The organism is Flavobacterium polysaccharolyticum (genome assembly GCF_038739875.1).
In the GTDB taxonomy this organism is placed as follows: domain Bacteria; phylum Bacteroidota; class Bacteroidia; order Flavobacteriales; family Flavobacteriaceae; genus Flavobacterium; species Flavobacterium polysaccharolyticum.
Genome location: NZ_JBCGDP010000001.1, coordinates 96,030 through 114,067, shown reverse-complemented (window position 1 = coordinate 114,067; position 18,038 = coordinate 96,030). Strand labels below are relative to the sequence as shown.

At 37.2% G+C, this 18,038-nt stretch carries 9 protein-coding genes; all 9 read right to left on the bottom strand.

Features of this window, described 5'->3' with window-relative positions:
- Positions 1–51 precede the first annotated feature (51 nt).
- A complete protein-coding gene (gene sov, locus WFZ86_RS00450) occupies positions 52–7,272 on the bottom strand; it encodes a T9SS outer membrane translocon Sov/SprA (protein ID WP_342690118.1) in 7,221 nt (2,406 codons plus the stop codon).
- A gap of 23 nt (positions 7,273–7,295) precedes the next feature.
- Positions 7,296–7,877, bottom strand: a complete 582-nt coding sequence (gene ruvA / locus WFZ86_RS00445) for a Holliday junction branch migration protein RuvA (protein WP_342690117.1) — start codon at positions 7,875–7,877, stop codon at positions 7,296–7,298.
- An 88-nt stretch (positions 7,878–7,965) separates the two neighbouring features.
- Entirely contained in the window at positions 7,966–10,251 is a 2,286-nt protein-coding gene (locus WFZ86_RS00440; protein WP_342690116.1) for an NADP-dependent malic enzyme, read from the bottom strand.
- Positions 10,252–10,392: 141 nt separating this feature from the next.
- Positions 10,393–10,818, bottom strand: a complete 426-nt coding sequence (locus tag WFZ86_RS00435; protein ID WP_342690115.1) for a CBS domain-containing protein — start codon at positions 10,816–10,818, stop codon at positions 10,393–10,395.
- Between the two features lie 233 nt (positions 10,819–11,051).
- Positions 11,052–12,917 (bottom strand): trehalase family glycosidase, encoded by a 1,866-nt coding sequence (locus WFZ86_RS00430; RefSeq protein ID WP_342690114.1) that lies wholly within the window; start codon positions 12,915–12,917, stop codon positions 11,052–11,054.
- On the bottom strand, positions 12,914–14,128 hold the full coding sequence (locus WFZ86_RS00425; protein ID WP_342690113.1) for an MFS transporter: 1,215 nt from the start codon (positions 14,126–14,128) through the stop codon (positions 12,914–12,916). Before WFZ86_RS00425 ends, WFZ86_RS00430 begins: the two co-directional genes overlap by 4 nt.
- 132 nt (positions 14,129–14,260) lie before the next feature.
- Positions 14,261–15,193 (bottom strand): carbohydrate kinase family protein, encoded by a 933-nt coding sequence (locus WFZ86_RS00420; protein WP_342690112.1) that lies wholly within the window; start codon positions 15,191–15,193, stop codon positions 14,261–14,263.
- A 2-nt stretch (positions 15,194–15,195) separates the two neighbouring features.
- A complete protein-coding gene (locus tag WFZ86_RS00415) occupies positions 15,196–16,374 on the bottom strand; it encodes a glucosidase family protein (protein WP_342690111.1) in 1,179 nt (392 codons plus the stop codon).
- Between the two features lie 141 nt (positions 16,375–16,515).
- Positions 16,516–17,826, bottom strand: a complete 1,311-nt coding sequence (locus tag WFZ86_RS00410; protein ID WP_342690110.1) for an MFS transporter — start codon at positions 17,824–17,826, stop codon at positions 16,516–16,518.
- Positions 17,827–18,038: the final 212 nt, after the last annotated feature.

Genomic DNA, 18,038 nt, shown 5'->3' with positions numbered 1-18,038 from the left:
AGGGCAAATATAACTATCTTGTATTGAATTTTTACATAGAATAAATACAAATTAATTTCCAAAATTGTAACGAATAGTAAATCCAGAACGAATATTAGTGAGAGGAAAAGTAGTTGAAATTACCGCTTTTGAGAATGAATGATCATAATAGAAAATAGCGGTTAAATTTTTACTAAAGGCATAATCTGCCGCCAAACGCAATTGCCAAATATTTTGTCCAGCAGCCAATTGGTTGTTGTTATAATCCAAATAGCGAACAATCGTTTGATTGTTTCTATAAGATAAATCTGCCTTAACATTAATGTCACTTTTTATAATACCCGTTGGATTATCTGCCAAACGAGAAGAGAAAATTACATCTTTGAATCGATATCCTAAACCTACAATATACTCCACTCCTTTTACTTCAGTCAATAGATTGTTATCAAAACTCATTGATAAAGCACGGTCTTTTTTGATTTCTGTCAATACTTTGAAAGAGTTTTTCAATTCAAAATCCAAACGAACTAATGGGCTAAATTGTTCAACCAAATTCACATTAGAAATCACCGTTGGGTTATAAAAATTACCACTTGCATCTGCCCCATTCGGTTTTTTGGTATACTCAAAATTAGAACGATAATCATTAATAGTATATGAAGCACGATAATTATGCAAGAGCGAAACTCTTTTGAAATTGTTTTTGAAAAAAGTATACCTCATAAAGCCATTATACTTTATCGACCAGTTTGGAATAGGAAAACTTCTAAAAATACCCGTCGACACATCTTTGGCATTACCACCAGTATAAGCAGCCAAAAAAGCCGGCAATAATACAGCTTGGCTGTTTTTACCATAGCCTTCAGGAAATCCATCATTTGAAATAATTCTCTTTCTTTCTTCATTATTTGGGTTAGCTATATTGTCTATTGGCGCAGTAGCATCAGATGCGGGAAGAGCGGTAGCATCATACCTTGGAATTATTGGCCCATAGCGTTCTTCTGCCAAACGATTAGCGATTGTTAAACGATTTTTCCTAAAGTCATCAAAGGCAGCCGACCCACTTTCGTCACTTTTCGAAAAAGCTGTTTTTATTAATACCGTAGAAATAGAAAACATTCCATAACTATAAGGTGACAATGGTGAATAATTTCCAGAAACCGCACTATACTGCTCGGATGAATTCTCAGAATAAGTACGATCGGCAGTTAAGTCTATTTTGAAATCAGGAAACAAATCAACATTTGCAGTTGCCTTTAGTATTTTGTTAGTTACTTGCGTATAATTTTGATTAAAATCTTGATAAGTGGTCAGCCAACCTCTTTTGGCGGACTCGTATCGAATATCGTCTTGACTTCCAAAAATGAACCCAAGAGAAGGACGTGAAGAACCCAAGAAACCAACACTTGGCGTGAAACCAGGCAAAACGGTTCCGCTATTGTGCGTATAATTGACTTGAACATTTTTCACACTTGTCAAGACCCCAATTAATCCATCCATAAAGGGGCTTCTTTGTTGCAAAGGCTTAACGGCTGTGTTTACAACTTTTTCACCAGGTTTTGGAGCAACCACTTTTGGTTTAGCAGCACCCGCAGCTGGTGTTTTTTTGGAAAGTCCAATGTATTTATAGAAAGTTTCCATAGCAAAGGAAGCGTTCAATATTTTTGAATTGGCATTTTGAATCGTATTTCCTAAATTATAGTCAACTCCTCCAATCGTAACGTTATCAAAAGCATTTGATGCACGTTGCCAACTATAATCCCCTTGATAAGTGAAATTTGCTTTTACAAAACCAAATACTGGAATTTTATTCAGCGGAATATCATAATTGACAATAAGTTGTTGCATGTGTTGATTAGGATCACCAATATCAAAATAACTATCCCAAATGGTAAAGGTATCAATCGGTGTATCGTCGGCGTTTAAATAGCTTTTCACAATGTTATTAGAAGAAGCTGTATAATTTATCTTTAAAGATTTGGTTATGTTATAATTAAATCCATATTGATAATTAAAAGCAAAATTTCTTCTATACAAAGGATCCAAACCAATTCCAACCACATCTACTTGCCTAAATTGCTGGCGATTGTATTGTCTAATCACACTACTATTAAAAGTGATATTAGTTGGTAAAAAATTGAAATTGAAATCTTGCAACCATTTCCAATACTCGCTTTTCTTTACAAATGTTTTTTTCTTGAATGGTTCATAAGGTTTGTTTTGAAAACTGTACGCATAATTTACCGTGGTATTACTCAACTGGTCGGTATAGCTTTCTATCTCATAATCATGACGCTCCACCTCGTTGTAAGACTGAGAAAAAGTAAAATTCTCTGGATCATATACACGTGGTTTTTGCTCTGGACTTCTTTCTTTTCTAACTCCAATAAAGTTAATACTTGTTCGTTTGGTATAATCAACTGCGCGATTTTCTATATTATCTCTAGCATCTTTATCGGTGGTCTCCCTAAGTAATTGTTTGAGTTTTATATCTTGATTAAAAGGGTCATATTCTGGAGTAATTACTTCCTCCCCGATACCGTAATTAAACGGTAAATTGATTCCCCATTTTTTAGGTAACAGTTGTCCCAAATTCAAATTAGTTACTACCCCATACTGTTGAATATCTTCCCTACTGCGTTCGTTTGGTCCTTGCTCTAAAGCTCCAAAACCAATGGTTGTTTTTCTTCCTGTTAGTGAAAGTGTAGCAAAATCTGCCATATTGGTATCGATATTCAATAAAGCTGCCATACCACCTTTGTTATCCATATCAGCCATACGCAACTCATTAAACCAAACCTCCCCAAGAATTGGAAGTCTTAATTCATCGCTTTTCACACCAACCATCAAAGTTCTAACCAAACCAAAATTCGGATTTCCTTTGATTCCTATTCGCAATCTATTGGTTTTGCCAGATAAAGAATTATCCAACTCGTCTTCAAATTTATAAAAAACACCATCTGGAGGCAAAGTTGCAGGATCGATACTCATCGCCAAAATTTTCAACTTGGTCAACAAATCTAATTTTAAATCCATTTCATTGGCTTCGGGCCATACAGAAGAAGCACCTACCTTACAATCTGAGGATGGCGCCGTCACCTGTAAAGGGATTTCTATTTGATAGAAATTTTCTGTAAAATCATTCCCAAAACGGATAAAACCAACCATTTGATTGTCTCTCAAAACGACTTCATTTGGCAAAGATTCTGCATGTAAAAACATTTTCAGTTTATTGAACTGTCGCATGTCAATGCTTACGTTTTTGAACACGGCTCTGGAATCGTTTGGCTCTAAACCATTACCTGAAACTCGTAATGCTAAAGATTGTTCGTTTTGATTTATGACAGTATTGTTGTTGTAAAGCTGTTCTCTTACTACTCCAGGAGGGGTTACATAATTTATAGGGCAACGTTCGTTATTCTCTTGAATATTGACAGCTAAAACATCTAATGTGGTGTCATCATCTGCAACATTGGTATCATTAAAATCCAAAGAATTAGTATACCTTCTCCATTCCCCACGAACTAAATCTAAGGCTCCAAAACGAAGGGTAATAGGTGATTCAAAATTCGTCATGAACATCCTCATGAATCGGATAGAACGAAAATCGGATATTCCTCCAATTGTATTTTGTGGCTGAGAAACTGGAATTTTAAATTGAATCCAACGTGCTTCTGTTGAAGAACCATCAGGCAAGGTTTGTTGTGTATTTCTAATATCAGTAATGTAATTTTCACCAACATTCATATTGGGTCTCATATCAATACTGTATTCATAATACGCATTGATGGTATTCATTGTATTATCGCGATTAATATCTTCAACGTCAGGAAAAGTAGTAGACCCTCTATTGGCATCCGAAATATTAACCGCTGAGTTTTTATCTGTTCCATTGTAATTTTTATAACGATCTAAAACTCCTCCTGTCGTATTAGCGAAATAGGTATAATCGTCACCTGCGGGATCAGGTTCTGAAGTGTAGTTAGAATATACTGTTGCTTCTTGCTCGTTTTTCATACCATCTAACCCAATGTCTTGATTGGTTCTATTAGAGGTATTTCCATCAAAAGCATAAATCAAGGATTGCGAAGCAGGAACCTCTCCCCAAATAGGCTTTGGAGTCACCAAAATTTGATCCAGTCCCAAACCATTTTCATATTGTTTCCTCCCATCCTTAAGGATGTCTTCAGATATTTCTCCTAAATTAAAATACAATTTACCTGTATTGATAGGCGTGATATTACCTTTGCCTACATAAGGATCCAATACCCAAAACTGAATATACTCAACATTTCCTTGTTCAAAATTGGTTGTATTGATGGCGCGCATAATCCCTCCAAAATTATCTTTTGGGTTATTCGCAAAGGTAGTCGAATTGTTGTAAGGCCCTCTATCTTGAGGATAATAACTTAAATCAAGAGTGTTCACCACTTGAGTTTGTCCTTGCGCAATATCGGTGTTAGGGTATAATTCTTCACTAAAAATTCTACGGGTTGAGTTTAAAGAAATATCATCATTTGAAATCCCTGTTGGCTTTTGAGTATAAAATAAAGGATCGATGGTATACCAAGCTAGTTTGGCTCTTTTAAAACCATAGCTTAAATCGTTGGCACCTTCGTTAAAATTGTATAGACTTTCACCATCGTTAACAGGTGTTGACGACAAACTCCAAGCAAAAGGCGAGCGCAAATCAATAGTAGATTGAGAACCCTCAAAATCATCAACATAAATTGTAGACTCTCCATTAAATCGATCGGCTTTGGGCGTATCTGGTTTCAAGAATGCTATCTCACCTCTAACCGAAAGGTTCGAAGGCACATCCGTATCAATATTAGGCAACTTATTGACCAAACGAGTAAAAAAAGGCACTTCGGTCGCAAAATTTCCATTGAAACCAAAAATAGTATTGTTTACAGACTCCTGTCCATAATTGGATTTTTGTGTAAATGGCCTTTCCGTCATTTTCAAATAAGTACCACCTAAAACAAATTTATCAGATATTTTATGTTCTACATTTAAACCCATAAAACGTCTGGTTTGCTGACCAAAAATAGAATTGTTTTCTAAAGAAACTTCGATAGGTGTATTAGAAGCTAGCAAAGAAGGGTCCAAAATTTGCACGCGCCCTAACTGGTAATTTACACTATAATCAACCCCCTCTACCAAGCGTCTTCCTGCAGCTGTAACCACTACAGAGCCTTGAGGAACATTGAGTGCCCCAATTGGAATTCCGTCACCACTTGATGATTTGTATTTTCCTCTAATCAAATACTTGTTTTTATCGATGTCTTGTAATGCTCCTGCTTGAGTATTACGATACATACTTCTAAAAACATACTTCTTTTGATTGGGGTTATAGGTATCTACATCTTTATAATTTTCTACAGAATTTGGTGTTTGTAATTTTGAAAATATAAGCTCACCAAACGGTTCTTTCGTGGTAAACATAATTCGACCATTCTGAGCATCGATAGTTGTTCCCGGAAGAAAATCAAAAAAACCATCACCACCCGCTTGTGGATCGTTGTTAAAATTAAGACGATCTAAGTTAAAAACTTTTAATAAAGGCGTTTCTGCAACTTTATTTTCTGGAGTAGGACTTGAGGGAAAAGGAGTTCCTGGAACCTCAGTAATATAATTGATTGGCGAAGGGTCAGCGTATAAGATATTCATTCGGAAATCTTCTTGTTTCAGTTGATAGCCGCCTGGCACTTGGTAGATATTTTTCATCATCAAGTTCCAAATTGGATCCTTCACATTGGTTAAGTTGCTTTTCAGCATTTTCAAAATCAAACTTTGAGTAATAATCGCCTGAGGTACATTATTGTTTCCTCCAACTACATTCGTTGCATCTACTCCGTCATTACCAAATTCTCCAACTTGATAGACCTGATCTCCAATGGTGTATTGATACGCCACCGCCAAAACCTCATCATTACTCAAACGCTGTTGTAATGAGATGAACCCTAATTTTGAATTAAAAGTATACTCATTAGCTGTAAGTTTTCGAGCATTTTCTAACTTCGAATAATCTCTTCCTTCGGTAACGGTGGTATTAAAACCAGAACTTGAGGTAGCAATTTCTCTAATATTTGAATTCAACAATCCCGTTCCTGAAGTGATTTGAGCAGGGTCATAATCATTGTTCGAGTTATCAGAAGGTGAATTCGCCTGATTATTAAAAATTCCTGTTGAAGGATTCAAAACGACCACTTCATTATCTGTCAAACCCGTTAATTGTGCTTCTCCTAAATCCTGAAGTGCAATAATATTTCTTAAATTGTTCGAAGTAGCATTTACTCTATTTTGCTTATTGGTCACCCAAACCTCGATACGTGTAATTTGTACCCTACTATCAATAAAAGGATAGCCTTCTAGGGCTTTGTCATATCGGCTTCTAAAATATTGAGACAAGAAAAAGTGACGATCATTGTCATAATCCAAAGCAAAAAGCTCATAATTCTGAACAGTTCCACCTCCTTCGGCAACTAAACTTTTCGTTTGTGATTTTTGTTCAGAAAAAATTCCGGTAAGTGTAGTTTTTCCAAACTGCAATTGCGTTTTTACCCCAAACAAACTCTGAGCCCCACGAATTAAGGAGCTATTAAGTGGCATGCTCACGTTACCTACTTCTATTTTTTGAATAATATCATCTTCTGATGGCGTAAATTCTAACTTGATTAAGTTTTGAAAGGCAAAAGTAGATTGGGTGTCATAATTGGCATTTACTCCTAATCGGGTTCCCACTTTTCCCATTAAACTCATGCTGATGCGTTGATCGAAATCAAAAGAGGTATTGGCTCTATTTCTAGGAGAAAAAGAAGGATTGTCTTGTTTGGTATAGCGCACCCCAAGATCCATTTCTACAGAACCTGTGGGTTTTACATCAATAGTGTTACTTCCAAAAACCGATTCAAAAAAACTAGACTTCACATAAAATCGAGGCAACAAATCCTTTTTAGCTTCTTCAGCTCCCTTCTTTTTACCATCAATGGCATCGGCTTTTTTCTTAAAATAATTGCGTCTTGATTCTTGCAGCACTAACTTTTCGTACTCTGCAGGAGTCAGTATTATTGGGAAATTGATGGTGATTCCGTCAATAGAGTTTGTATACACATATCGATCAGTTTCAGGATCATAAGTGTAGGAAGATAAGATACTTTTAGGGTCTTTAATTTGAAGTTTCCCTACCGTATATCCTTTTTTTACCGTATCCTGAACCGATGGATTTACTTGACCATACGATACAAAACTGGCACATACAACAAGTAAAAAAATACAAATTTTATGCATGCAATGGGACTCTCTTGGTTCTTTTACAAACTTTTTAAGGCTTTCTTAATAATTGTTTCAACAGTAGCGTCAGGTTCGGCTAAGACAATTTTTTCGATAACTTTCTCGCAAGTCTTTCGAACAAAACCTAAAACTTCTAGAGCAGATAACGCTTCATCTTTGTTTGTATTGCTTTGCGATACTGAAAGTTCATCTAAATCGTATAATTTTACTATTTTTTCTTTCAAATCCAAAATAACGCGCTGTGCCGTCTTGTTTCCAATTCCTTTTATGGACTGAATTGTAGCCACATCGCCTGAACCAATAGCATTAGTAATTTGTTTAGGGTCCAAAGAAGAAAGCATTGTTCTAGCAATACCCGCACCTATTCCTGAAACCGATAATAGTAAACGAAAAATTTCTCTTTCGGATTTTTCTATGAAACCGTATAAAGTATGAGCATCTTCTTTGATTTGAAGATGGGTAAATACTTTAACAAAATCAGTGTTGGGCAATAACGAATAAGTGTGTAACGAGATATTGATATGATACCCCACACCACCACAATCTATAACGATATGGGTTGGCGATTTTTCTACTAATTTACCTTGTAAATGTGCAATCATTTATTTGTTTTAACGAACCAAATATAACAAAAAAGTCCAGCATTTGACTGAAAACCATCTGCTAGACTTTTGTTGTTCTTTATTTTGTTTAATTAGCTACTTTTTTCTTTTGTTTTTCTTGTGCGTCGATGATAGCAATCGTAGACATATTTACCATTTCTTCTACACTAGCACCCAACTGAAAAATATGAACTGGTTTACCCATTCCCAACATAATTGGACCAATGGATTCTACTTTATTCAATTCTTTCAAGAGTTTATAAGTAATATTAGCCGATTCTAAATTTGGAAACACCAAAGTATTAACTTTTTTATCCGCTAGTTTAGAAAAAGGGAATTTAGCTTTTAACATTTCTGGATTCAAGGCAAAATCTGCTTGAATTTCTCCATCAATACATAAATCTGGATAATTTTCATGCAAATATGCTACTGCCTCACGAACTTTTCCTGCGCTTGGATTGGTAGAAGAACCAAAATTAGAATACGAGACCATTGCAATTACAGGCTCTACTCCAAACATTCTTGCTGTTTTGGCTGTCATTAAAGCAATCTTTGCCAAATCATCTGCTGAAGGGTTGATATTGATAGCCGTATCGGAGAAAAACATCGGACCACGTTTGGTCATCATTATATTGGTAGTAGCTACAATAGAAGCCCCTGGCGCTTTATCTACCAATTGCAACATTGGTTTCACTACAGAAGGATAACTTCTAGAATGTCCACTAACTAATGCATCGGCTTCGCCAACATTGACCATCATAGCGGCAAAATAATTACGTTCGCGCATTAATTTTTGAGCATCCAAAAACGAAATTCCTCTTCTTTTTCTGGTTTCCCAATAGGCTGTGGCGAAGCGGTCTCTTCTACCTTCTTCTTCTTTCTCCTTGGGATCAATGATTGTAACATCAGCATCAAATCCAATTTCTTCTTTCAATTCCAAGATAATTTCTTTGTTTCCTAACAAAATAGGAAATCCAATACCTTCATCATGAACAATCTGAGCCGCTTTTAGCACATCCAAATGATCCGCTTCTGCAAAAACAATAGACTTAGGATCTGATTTGGCTCTGGTAGTAATCATTCGAACCAATTTGTTGTCGTGTCCTAATCGTTCTAACAAGTCATCTTTGTATTTTTCCCAATCGGTAATTGGATTTTGTGCTACACCAGATTCCATAGCCGCTTTAGCAACAGCTGGAGCAACTACCGCAATCAATCTTGGGTCGAAAGGTTTTGGGATAATATACTCACGACCAAAAGTTAGTTTCGTAGCTCCGTAAGCAACATTTACTTGTTCAGGCACGGATTCTTTGGCCAAAGATGCCAATGCTCTAACGGCAGCCATTTTCATTGCTTCGTTGATTTTGGTAGCACGAACATCTAAAGCACCTCTAAAAATATAAGGGAATCCCAATACGTTATTTACTTGATTCGGATAATCCGAACGTCCCGTTGCCATAATGATGTCTTTGCGAGTAGCGATGGCTAGATTGTATTCAATCTCAGGATTTGGATTGGCCATGGCAAAAACAATTGGATTTTCGGACATGCTTAAAAGCATTTCGGGTGTCAAGACATCTGCTGTAGATAATCCTAGGAACAAATCACAACCTTTCATAGCTTCTTCCAAGCTAACCGGCTCGCACTCTCTTGCGTATTTGCGTTGCAATTCGGAGATAGAAGGATTGTCTTTTGTCAACAAGCCTTTACTATTAAACATATACACATTCTCAGGTTTTATCCCTAAAAGCACGTACAAATCTGCGCATGCAATTGCAGCAGAACCCGCTCCAGAAACTACCATTTTAATATCCTCAGCTTTTTTATCAGCTAGCTCTAATGCATTAAGTAAAGCTGCTGAAGAAATAATCGCTGTTCCGTGTTGGTCATCATGCATCACAGGAATATTTAGTTCTTCTACCAATCGCCTTTCGATTTCAAAAGACTCAGGCGCTTTGATATCTTCAAGGTTAATTCCACCAAAAGTGGGAGCAATATTTTTTACTGTTTCGATGAATTCGTCAACATTTTTGGTTCCAATTTCGATATCAAACACATCGATATCCGAAAATATTTTGAACAAAAGTCCTTTCCCTTCCATTACTGGTTTTGAAGCTTCGGGGCCGATGTCTCCAAGTCCCAAAACCGCTGTTCCATTGGTAATTACAGCAACTAAATTTCCTTTTGCGGTGTATTTATAAACGTTATCTACGTCTTTTGCAATTTCTAAACAAGGCTCAGCAACACCTGGTGAATAGGCTAAAGACAAATCTCTTTGCGTGGCATATTTTTTTGTAGGTACTACTTGAATTTTTCCAGGAGTTGGCTTTGCGTGGTATAATAAAGCTTCCTTTCTTTTGTTGTTATTCTCCATTTTTTTTAGATTTTATCTGGCTTACAAAGATAAAGCTCTAATTGTAAACTAATCATCAAAAATTTAATTTTTATTATAATCTTTATTGTAAAATAAAAAAAGCTGCAAAAGCAGCTCTTAAAAAGTCATAATTTATTTTTATTACTGTGTAATGTATGAATTTAAATGTGCAATCGTTTCTTTTTGCATTTCAATGATGGCTTTTACCACATCGCTAATAGAAATTATTCCAACTACCACATCATTTTCAACTACTGGTAAGTGACGTACTCTTTTGGTGCTCATCAACTCCATACAGTACTCTAATTTATCCGAGGGACTAACTGTAAATACTTCAGTAACCATAATTTCATCAACCAATGCTTTCTTAGAAGATTTAGATTTTAAAACAATTTTTCTAGCATAATCCCTTTCTGATAAAATTCCTTTTAGAACACCTTCTTCAATAATAAGAATAGCACCTATGTTTTTTTCGCTCATCACTGTTAACGCTTCGTAAACAGTGTTGGTGGAAAGTATGGAATAAACGTCCTTTCCCTTTGTGCTTAATATTTGATTAACAGTCATATAAATTGTATTTAAATAAATATAAAGTTAAAAAAATAAACATTCAAAAAACATAAAAGCTATTTTTTATTATTAGAAGTTATTTAAACTTTTTTTATTTGCTAAAAAATTTGCCTTTTACCTCCAATTTTCACCTTTTTTTTCGTCACGTAGCCCAGCTATGCATCTTAAAAAAGGCAAAAATTGGGTGCAAAATCCTTATTTTGCTTAAACGCAAAAAGCTTAAATCACTTCTAAAATAATTCATTGGGATGAATCAATTGATTCAGATTGTCTTTCCATTTTGGGGCGAGCAATGCTAAACCGCATTGATAAGACGCATTGACCCATCCAAAACCTTCTTTGGCAATGTAATCAAACTCGGTTCCAACGTTACCATACTCTGCAAATACTTTATGAGAACTGATTTCTAAATCGAATTTTTCTGGAATGGTACCGTTGTACTCTACAGCATTGATGGTAATCAACCACAACCAGCGATAAACCATTTCCTGCAATTTGGATTGGAATCCGTAATTCTTTAGCCCTCCCCACAATAGCATTTGATGGGGCGCCCAACCAAAAGGATAATCCCATTGTCTTTGAGGAGCTTCGGGGTTTACATTGGCCACGCTTTCAGCTGTACTTCCAGCGATACCGCCTGTCATTACAAACTTAGGCAACGCTTTTTCTACCAATTTTACCGCCTGTTCTTGAGAACATAAGCCTACCCATAACGGGGAAAAAGTAGTTGCCGCTTCAAAAGGAAAGGATTTCTTATTCACAAAGTCATAGTCAAAATACATTCCTTCCGTTTCATTCCAACAATACTTATCGATTAATGTCTTTCGTGTTTTGGCCTTATCGAGCCATTCTTTTGTTGTATACGTTTTATTTTGAGACACAAAAGTACCATCAAAATAGGTCGTAATAAAATAAGCGATATCTATTTCATACTTATACAAAAAGCTATTGATATCAACCGAATTCAAATTGGCGCACGAATTAATCAATCGGTTGGTGGTATCATGACCACTTTCTCTCATACTACGATCATGCACAAAATATTGATCCAAATCAGCATCGACAATGCTTCGTTCTAAATATTTTTTTTCAAATTCTCTTAAAGGGAGTTGGTATTTTTGAGCAAAAGGCTCCAAAACTTCATCAAAATGTCCTGGCTCTACTTCAAAAGGCATTCCTATGCCATCCGCTTTGTAACGGCTCAAGCCAGTTGGCGTTAAACGCTCGCCCATCACCATCCAAACCGAATGGTATTCTAGAATTACTGTTTCTAAATGACTTGCCAACCAAGATACATCTAGTTTTTCATAATCTACTATGGCTCGAAGCAACGAAGAATACAAAGGAGGTTGTGTTCTGGTCAGATAATAACTTCTGTTGGCATTTAAAATTTTACCGTAATGTTCTATTTGATACTTAAAATTGGTTGCAATGTCTTTGGCCAAATCCAATTTGTCGTCTTCTAATAAACCCAACCCAATAAAGTAGCTATCCCAGCCGTACATTTCGTTGAATCGTCCACCAGGAACTACAAAAGGAACGCCTTTTATGCCGTTTTCATCTTCAGAAGTAGCCAAAGCCAAAAGCCCTGGTTTGGTATTTAGCGTCTCGACATAGTCTTGTGTATAATTTTCAGGTAAAATGGCCACTTTAAAATTGCCCCATTCTTTTTCTAATGCTAAAAAATAGGCAACACCTTGTGTATCTTTTGCCGACACATAAAGAGTAGGAACCGCATTGGATGTTTTCTCATCTGCCAAAATTTGCTGCAAGCCTTTTCTATCGATAGACCGCGTAAGTTCGCCCCAATAAGACGTTCGAATTTTTCTTGAAATTCGGTCTACGGGTAGTTCCTGAATTCGGTCAAGATTGATTTCACCATAGATAGTACCTTGCTCCCTCAATTCTGCTAATTCTTGCAAAAGATTTGATAAATGATAGGTTCCTTCAATTACAAATTGCTCTTTTGTTCTGCTGTCATTCAAAACAAATCGTTTAGGACCTTTATCGTCTTTCGTTATTTTTTTGTCTTGATCCGTATCTTCTTGCAGCAGTAATTGCTCAAAAACGGCATTGATTTCCACTTCTATTTTCATCGGGTCGTCGTTAATTTTTTTAATATAAAAAAGGAAAACAAAAGCAACAACATCGGAATCAAGGTGTAATAAAAAGCATTTTCGGGGCCTTCATTCTTAAACAAATACCCAATAATCCTTGACCCTAAAGTACCTCCCAAGGCTGAAAAAACCACAATCAATCCCGTCATTGAACTGTGTAAACTTTTGGGAAGCGCACTCAACACGACAGAATTCAACAAAGGATAAATAGGTGCTATGAACAGCCCTACTAATGGAAAAGCAAATCCTATCAATGGAATATCGGATAATGAAGTAATCGTTTTTACTTCGAGGCCTACCGCTTTGGGCAATACAAAAATCACAATCAACATCGCTATGATAATACAAGCACTTAAAATCCAAATCCAATTGATTTTTTTAGTTAAAAAACCAGCTGCCAATCTTCCTACTGCTAAAGAAATAGCTAAAATACTAGCCATCATAATACTTATATTTTCTGTCAAATGCAGCACTTTGCTATTAAAAGTGGGCAACCAAGACATAATCCCTTGTTCTATCATCACAAACAAAAAAGCACTAATTACAAAAACTATCGTTAGTAGTTTAGCCATTAGTTGGAACATTTGCTTAAAATCGTCGAATAGATTGACTCCTGTAACCTCAACTTGACTTTCTGATTTTGCTAAAAACAAAAAAGCAAAGGAGACTCCAGAAATTCCTGCCAACAACCAATACACGTTGAGCCAAGCATTGGGATCAGTCTCAGAATTAAACGCGGGAAACAAGAAATAAGCCAAAGCAATTCCTATCATAAAAACCCCTTCTATACTGCTCATTAAGCTGTTATGTTCTTGCTGACTTTCGGTCACTCTTCCGATAAGAGAATAAACCGACACCTTAATCAAGGCAAAAGAAACACCAACCGTGGCAAAGAGTAATTTTGCTGTGGCAAATGAATTCCCAAAATACATTGTTATACAAGCAATGTACACCAATCCTAGCCCAATAAGCATAGCTCTTTTATAACCAATTCTTGGTAAAAATGAAGCAACCAAAAAAGAGACAATAGCTATAGGCAAATCTTTGAACGCTTCTAAAATACTCGCTTCTAATTCGTCTACACCATAATTTCTTTGCGCTTTGAGGATTACGATTCCTACACTATTAAGCAAAATAGCAAAAACAAAGTAATTGAGATACATTGCCCATTTGATAGTGTTTTTTTTCATATGTAGATAATATTTGTTTTTTAAAGGTCATATGTAATTGCTTCGCCTGTTCGCTATCGCTCGGGTCGCACATCTTCATCGATGCTTGCTACCAATTTTTGGTCGTGCTCATTTCATATTTAATTCGGTTATTTAAGTATTCAAATAGCTTACAATGTCCACATCATTGGGCAATCCTCCCAGATGTTGTAACTTCAATACTGCTAGTTTTTGGGCGATTACAAGCGTTTCTTCAAAACTTTTGTGTTGCAATTGCGCATATAAAAAACCTGTCCAAAAAGCATCTCCAGCTCCAGTAGCATCTTTTATGTCGGTAATTGATAAAGCGGGTTGCACAATTTCCCCATAACTAGTGTCAGATAAAACCACACCATCTTTTCCTTTCGTCAAACAAATGGTTGCTGCGCCTAGTTTATGAAAATAATCCAAAATGAAAGACTCGGATTTGGTTTCCCCAAAATAACGATAGCAATCATCTTCGCTCAACTTTACTAAAGGATTCGTTGCTAGATACCTTGCAATTATTGTTTTTGCCTCCTCTCGATTGGGCCAAATGCGTTCCGAAAAATTAATATCTATACTAGTTTTAACACCTAACTGAGCCGCAAGTTGAGCACTTTCTATGATGGTGGTTTGCGCTGGATTTTTACTTAATCCAAAGCAAGTGGTGTGGAAAATTTTTGCTTGTTGTAAAAATGCAGTTGGAATTTGTTCTTGTTCAATTAAAAAATCAGCCGTGCGATACGGAATAAAATCTGGGGTTCCTGTTGATTTAGAAACCAAAATTATCGAGGTTGACGCGTCCTGTTTTTGGCTTAGTTGCGTTGTTATTACTTTGGCTTTTTGTAAAGTTTCTATCATAAAATCGCCCAAACCATCAGCTCCACAGCTAGCTACAAGTGCTGATCGCAATCCAAGTTTGGCGGCATTTATGGCAACATTTGTTGGTGAACCACCCAAAAATCTTGCGTAAGAAGTTGTTTCCGCAAGAGTAGCATTGGTTTGTTGCCCAATACAATCTATGAGAATCTCGCCGGCACATATTATATCTATCGTTTTTTCCAAAATTAAAGTAAGAGTTTAAAATTAGTATGTATACTTTGATGCAAAAGAACGGCTCCTGCGGCACTCCAAGCGCAGAATGGCACTCCGTTTGGCGCTTTTGTAGCTGTGTTGAAGTTCTCGTAAAAACTAAAATCGGCAAGGGCGTTGGCATCATTTATGGCTTGCAAAAGTTGTGTGGCATTTGCCTTTTCGTTTTTTGACAATAAGGCTAATCCAAAAAAACCATTGACCATTGGCCAACTACCGCCGTTATGAAATTCGTTAGGATAATTACGGAATTCGTATTTGCAGTTGTTTTTGAGCAAATACCAATCGGGGTCGGTTTCGTGAATGGGTGGCCAGAAGGCGGGCAACAATCCCAAAGGACGTTCTTGTTGTAAGGTTGTGGCATAGTCCACGATTGTTTTTTGAAAATTGGCTGGACCAATGTCTAAAAGTAAGGCTAATGAATTGGCAAACCCATCAAACTGACTTTTATAACCAGCTGGGGAAAAGCTACAAGGCAAGTAATTACTAATATCACATACCTCGTAAGCTCTTTCGTGGTATTTTTCCCCACCGGACTTAGGACAAAAGTTCTGGATAATGCATTCTTCTATTTGTTTTATTTTTTCATCGATTGATGCTTCTTCGGCGAAATGATTATAGCTTTTGAGTGCCCAAACTCGGAGTAATTGATCGTACAATACATACCCATCTGTAATGTATTCATCGGCCCAATTACCGGACAAAGGCACATAAACCAATCCGCGATTATTGAATTCCCAAGCATCTAATAGCTTTAAGCCTTTTTCAATTTTGGCGGCGTGTTTGGCTAGAAAGTTAACATCATTGGTTGCATAAGCATACTGACAAACTCCAATAATGAACCAAGTTACAGCATCTACTCGACCGGCTAATCCGCCGTAACTTACCTCAGCTCCATCGTTGTTGAACTGAACATTAGAAGGAATAGTACCAATGCTATGCTGAAAAGTGGCCAAGGTCTCCAAGGTTTTTTTGAAGGTTGCTATTAAGTTGGCTTCACCTGAGGCTAAGGCTGCCAATCCGCAAATCACTCCATCTCGCGCCCAAACTCTTTTGTAATTGGAAATGTCTTGTGCGCTGGCCAAAAATCCTTGCTCTGAGGAACATTTTTGGAGTAATTCGATAGCTTTTGAATAAGAAATGTTGCTTGTCATTTGATATAAATTGCGTTGCTTTTTTTTGCGTGAGGGATTGAAGCTAGCTACCGAAGTAGCGCGTAAAGCCCGACCGCTTGTAGCAAAGGGGGCAACTAGCACGCTCCTATAAAAGCCCCCTTTGCTAGAAGTGGTCACGCCCTAATTATCTTTTAAAACGGTTGATTTACTCTTGATTAATAACGTACAAAGCACACTACACAAGAGCAGTACTCCTGCAAAAGTGATGGCGAGTCGAGCGTCGTTGTGTAAAAAATGTTTGAGAATGTATCCGAAAGTGACATTTTGAATAATCATTGGAATCACAATCATCATATTGATGATGCCCATATAAACGCCATAACGCTCTTTGGGGATTTCGTGAACGACCATTAAATACGGGATGCCCATCATACTCGCCCACCCGATTCCGAAACCGGTGATGGCGAAAAACAATACATTCTTGTTTTCGATGTGTGGAAAAGCCAAGAATCCTAAGGCCGCCAAGAGCAAACAAAAGGCGTGAACGGCTTTTGGGCTGAATCTTTTGGCAAATCCTACCAATAAAAATGCGGTCAAAAAAGTAACTACATTGTACCAACCGTTGACCAATCCGGTCCAACTCACAGCTTGTTCATACGCTGCTGGATTGCTTTGTGGCGTGGCTTGCCAAACCGATAAGGCGATGCTTTTGGACGAATTTTGCCAGTAACAAAACAGCGCATACCACTGGAACAAATACACCAAAGCCAGTTGCCACATCACCCGAGGCATATCGCCAATGGCAGAGAAAATCTCAACTAAGGGTTCGAACAAACCTCCTTTGTGCGATTGCAAAACTGCCAATTCCTCTGGCGTTGGCGGGATTTCACTGGTTGTTTTCATACTCCACCAAATCGAACCTATGGAACAAACCGCTCCCAGAAAAAAGGAAGCATACACCCACGTGGGCAACGAACCCGTTTTGCCAATAAAAATCATCGGGAAAATAAAGAGCGATAGGTTGGCCAAAGTTTGCCCCAAACCGGTAAAAAAACTTTGCATTTGAAACCCAATCGGCTGTTGTTCTTCGTCTAACTTGTCCGCAATAAAAGCGCGGTAAGGCTCCATAGCCGTATTGTTACCCGCGTCCAAAATCCAAAGCAAGCCTGCCGCCATCCACAACGAACTGCTGTAGGGAAACAACAGCAAACAGATACTGCAAAGCAAAGCTCCAACAAAGAAATAAGGTTTTCTTCGACCCCAACGCGGGTGCCAAGTGCGGTCACTCATTGCCCCAATTAAGGGTTGAATCAATAATCCAGTGACTGGCCCTGCCAAATTGAGTAACGGGATTTCGTCTGGACTCGCACCCAAAAAATCATATATTGGATTCACGGCACTTTGTTGCAGTCCAAAACTGTATTGAATGCCAAAAAAGCCAACATTCATATTCCAAATTTGCCAAAAATTGAGTTTTAGCTTTATCGCCATAAGTAGTGCATCGGTTAGGTTAGTTATAAACTGTTTAGGTATGATTTAGGAGCAGTATTCAAAAGGCTTCTTTGCTGTCATCGTCCCGCCATCCGCTATATCTTTGCTTTTTTAAAGAAAAAAAGCAAAGGATGCCGCTGCTGTCGGGGCTAAAGAGAAAGATGGTTTACCTTGTTGGTTGTCACTTCTAGCTCGAAATCAAATTATAAAAC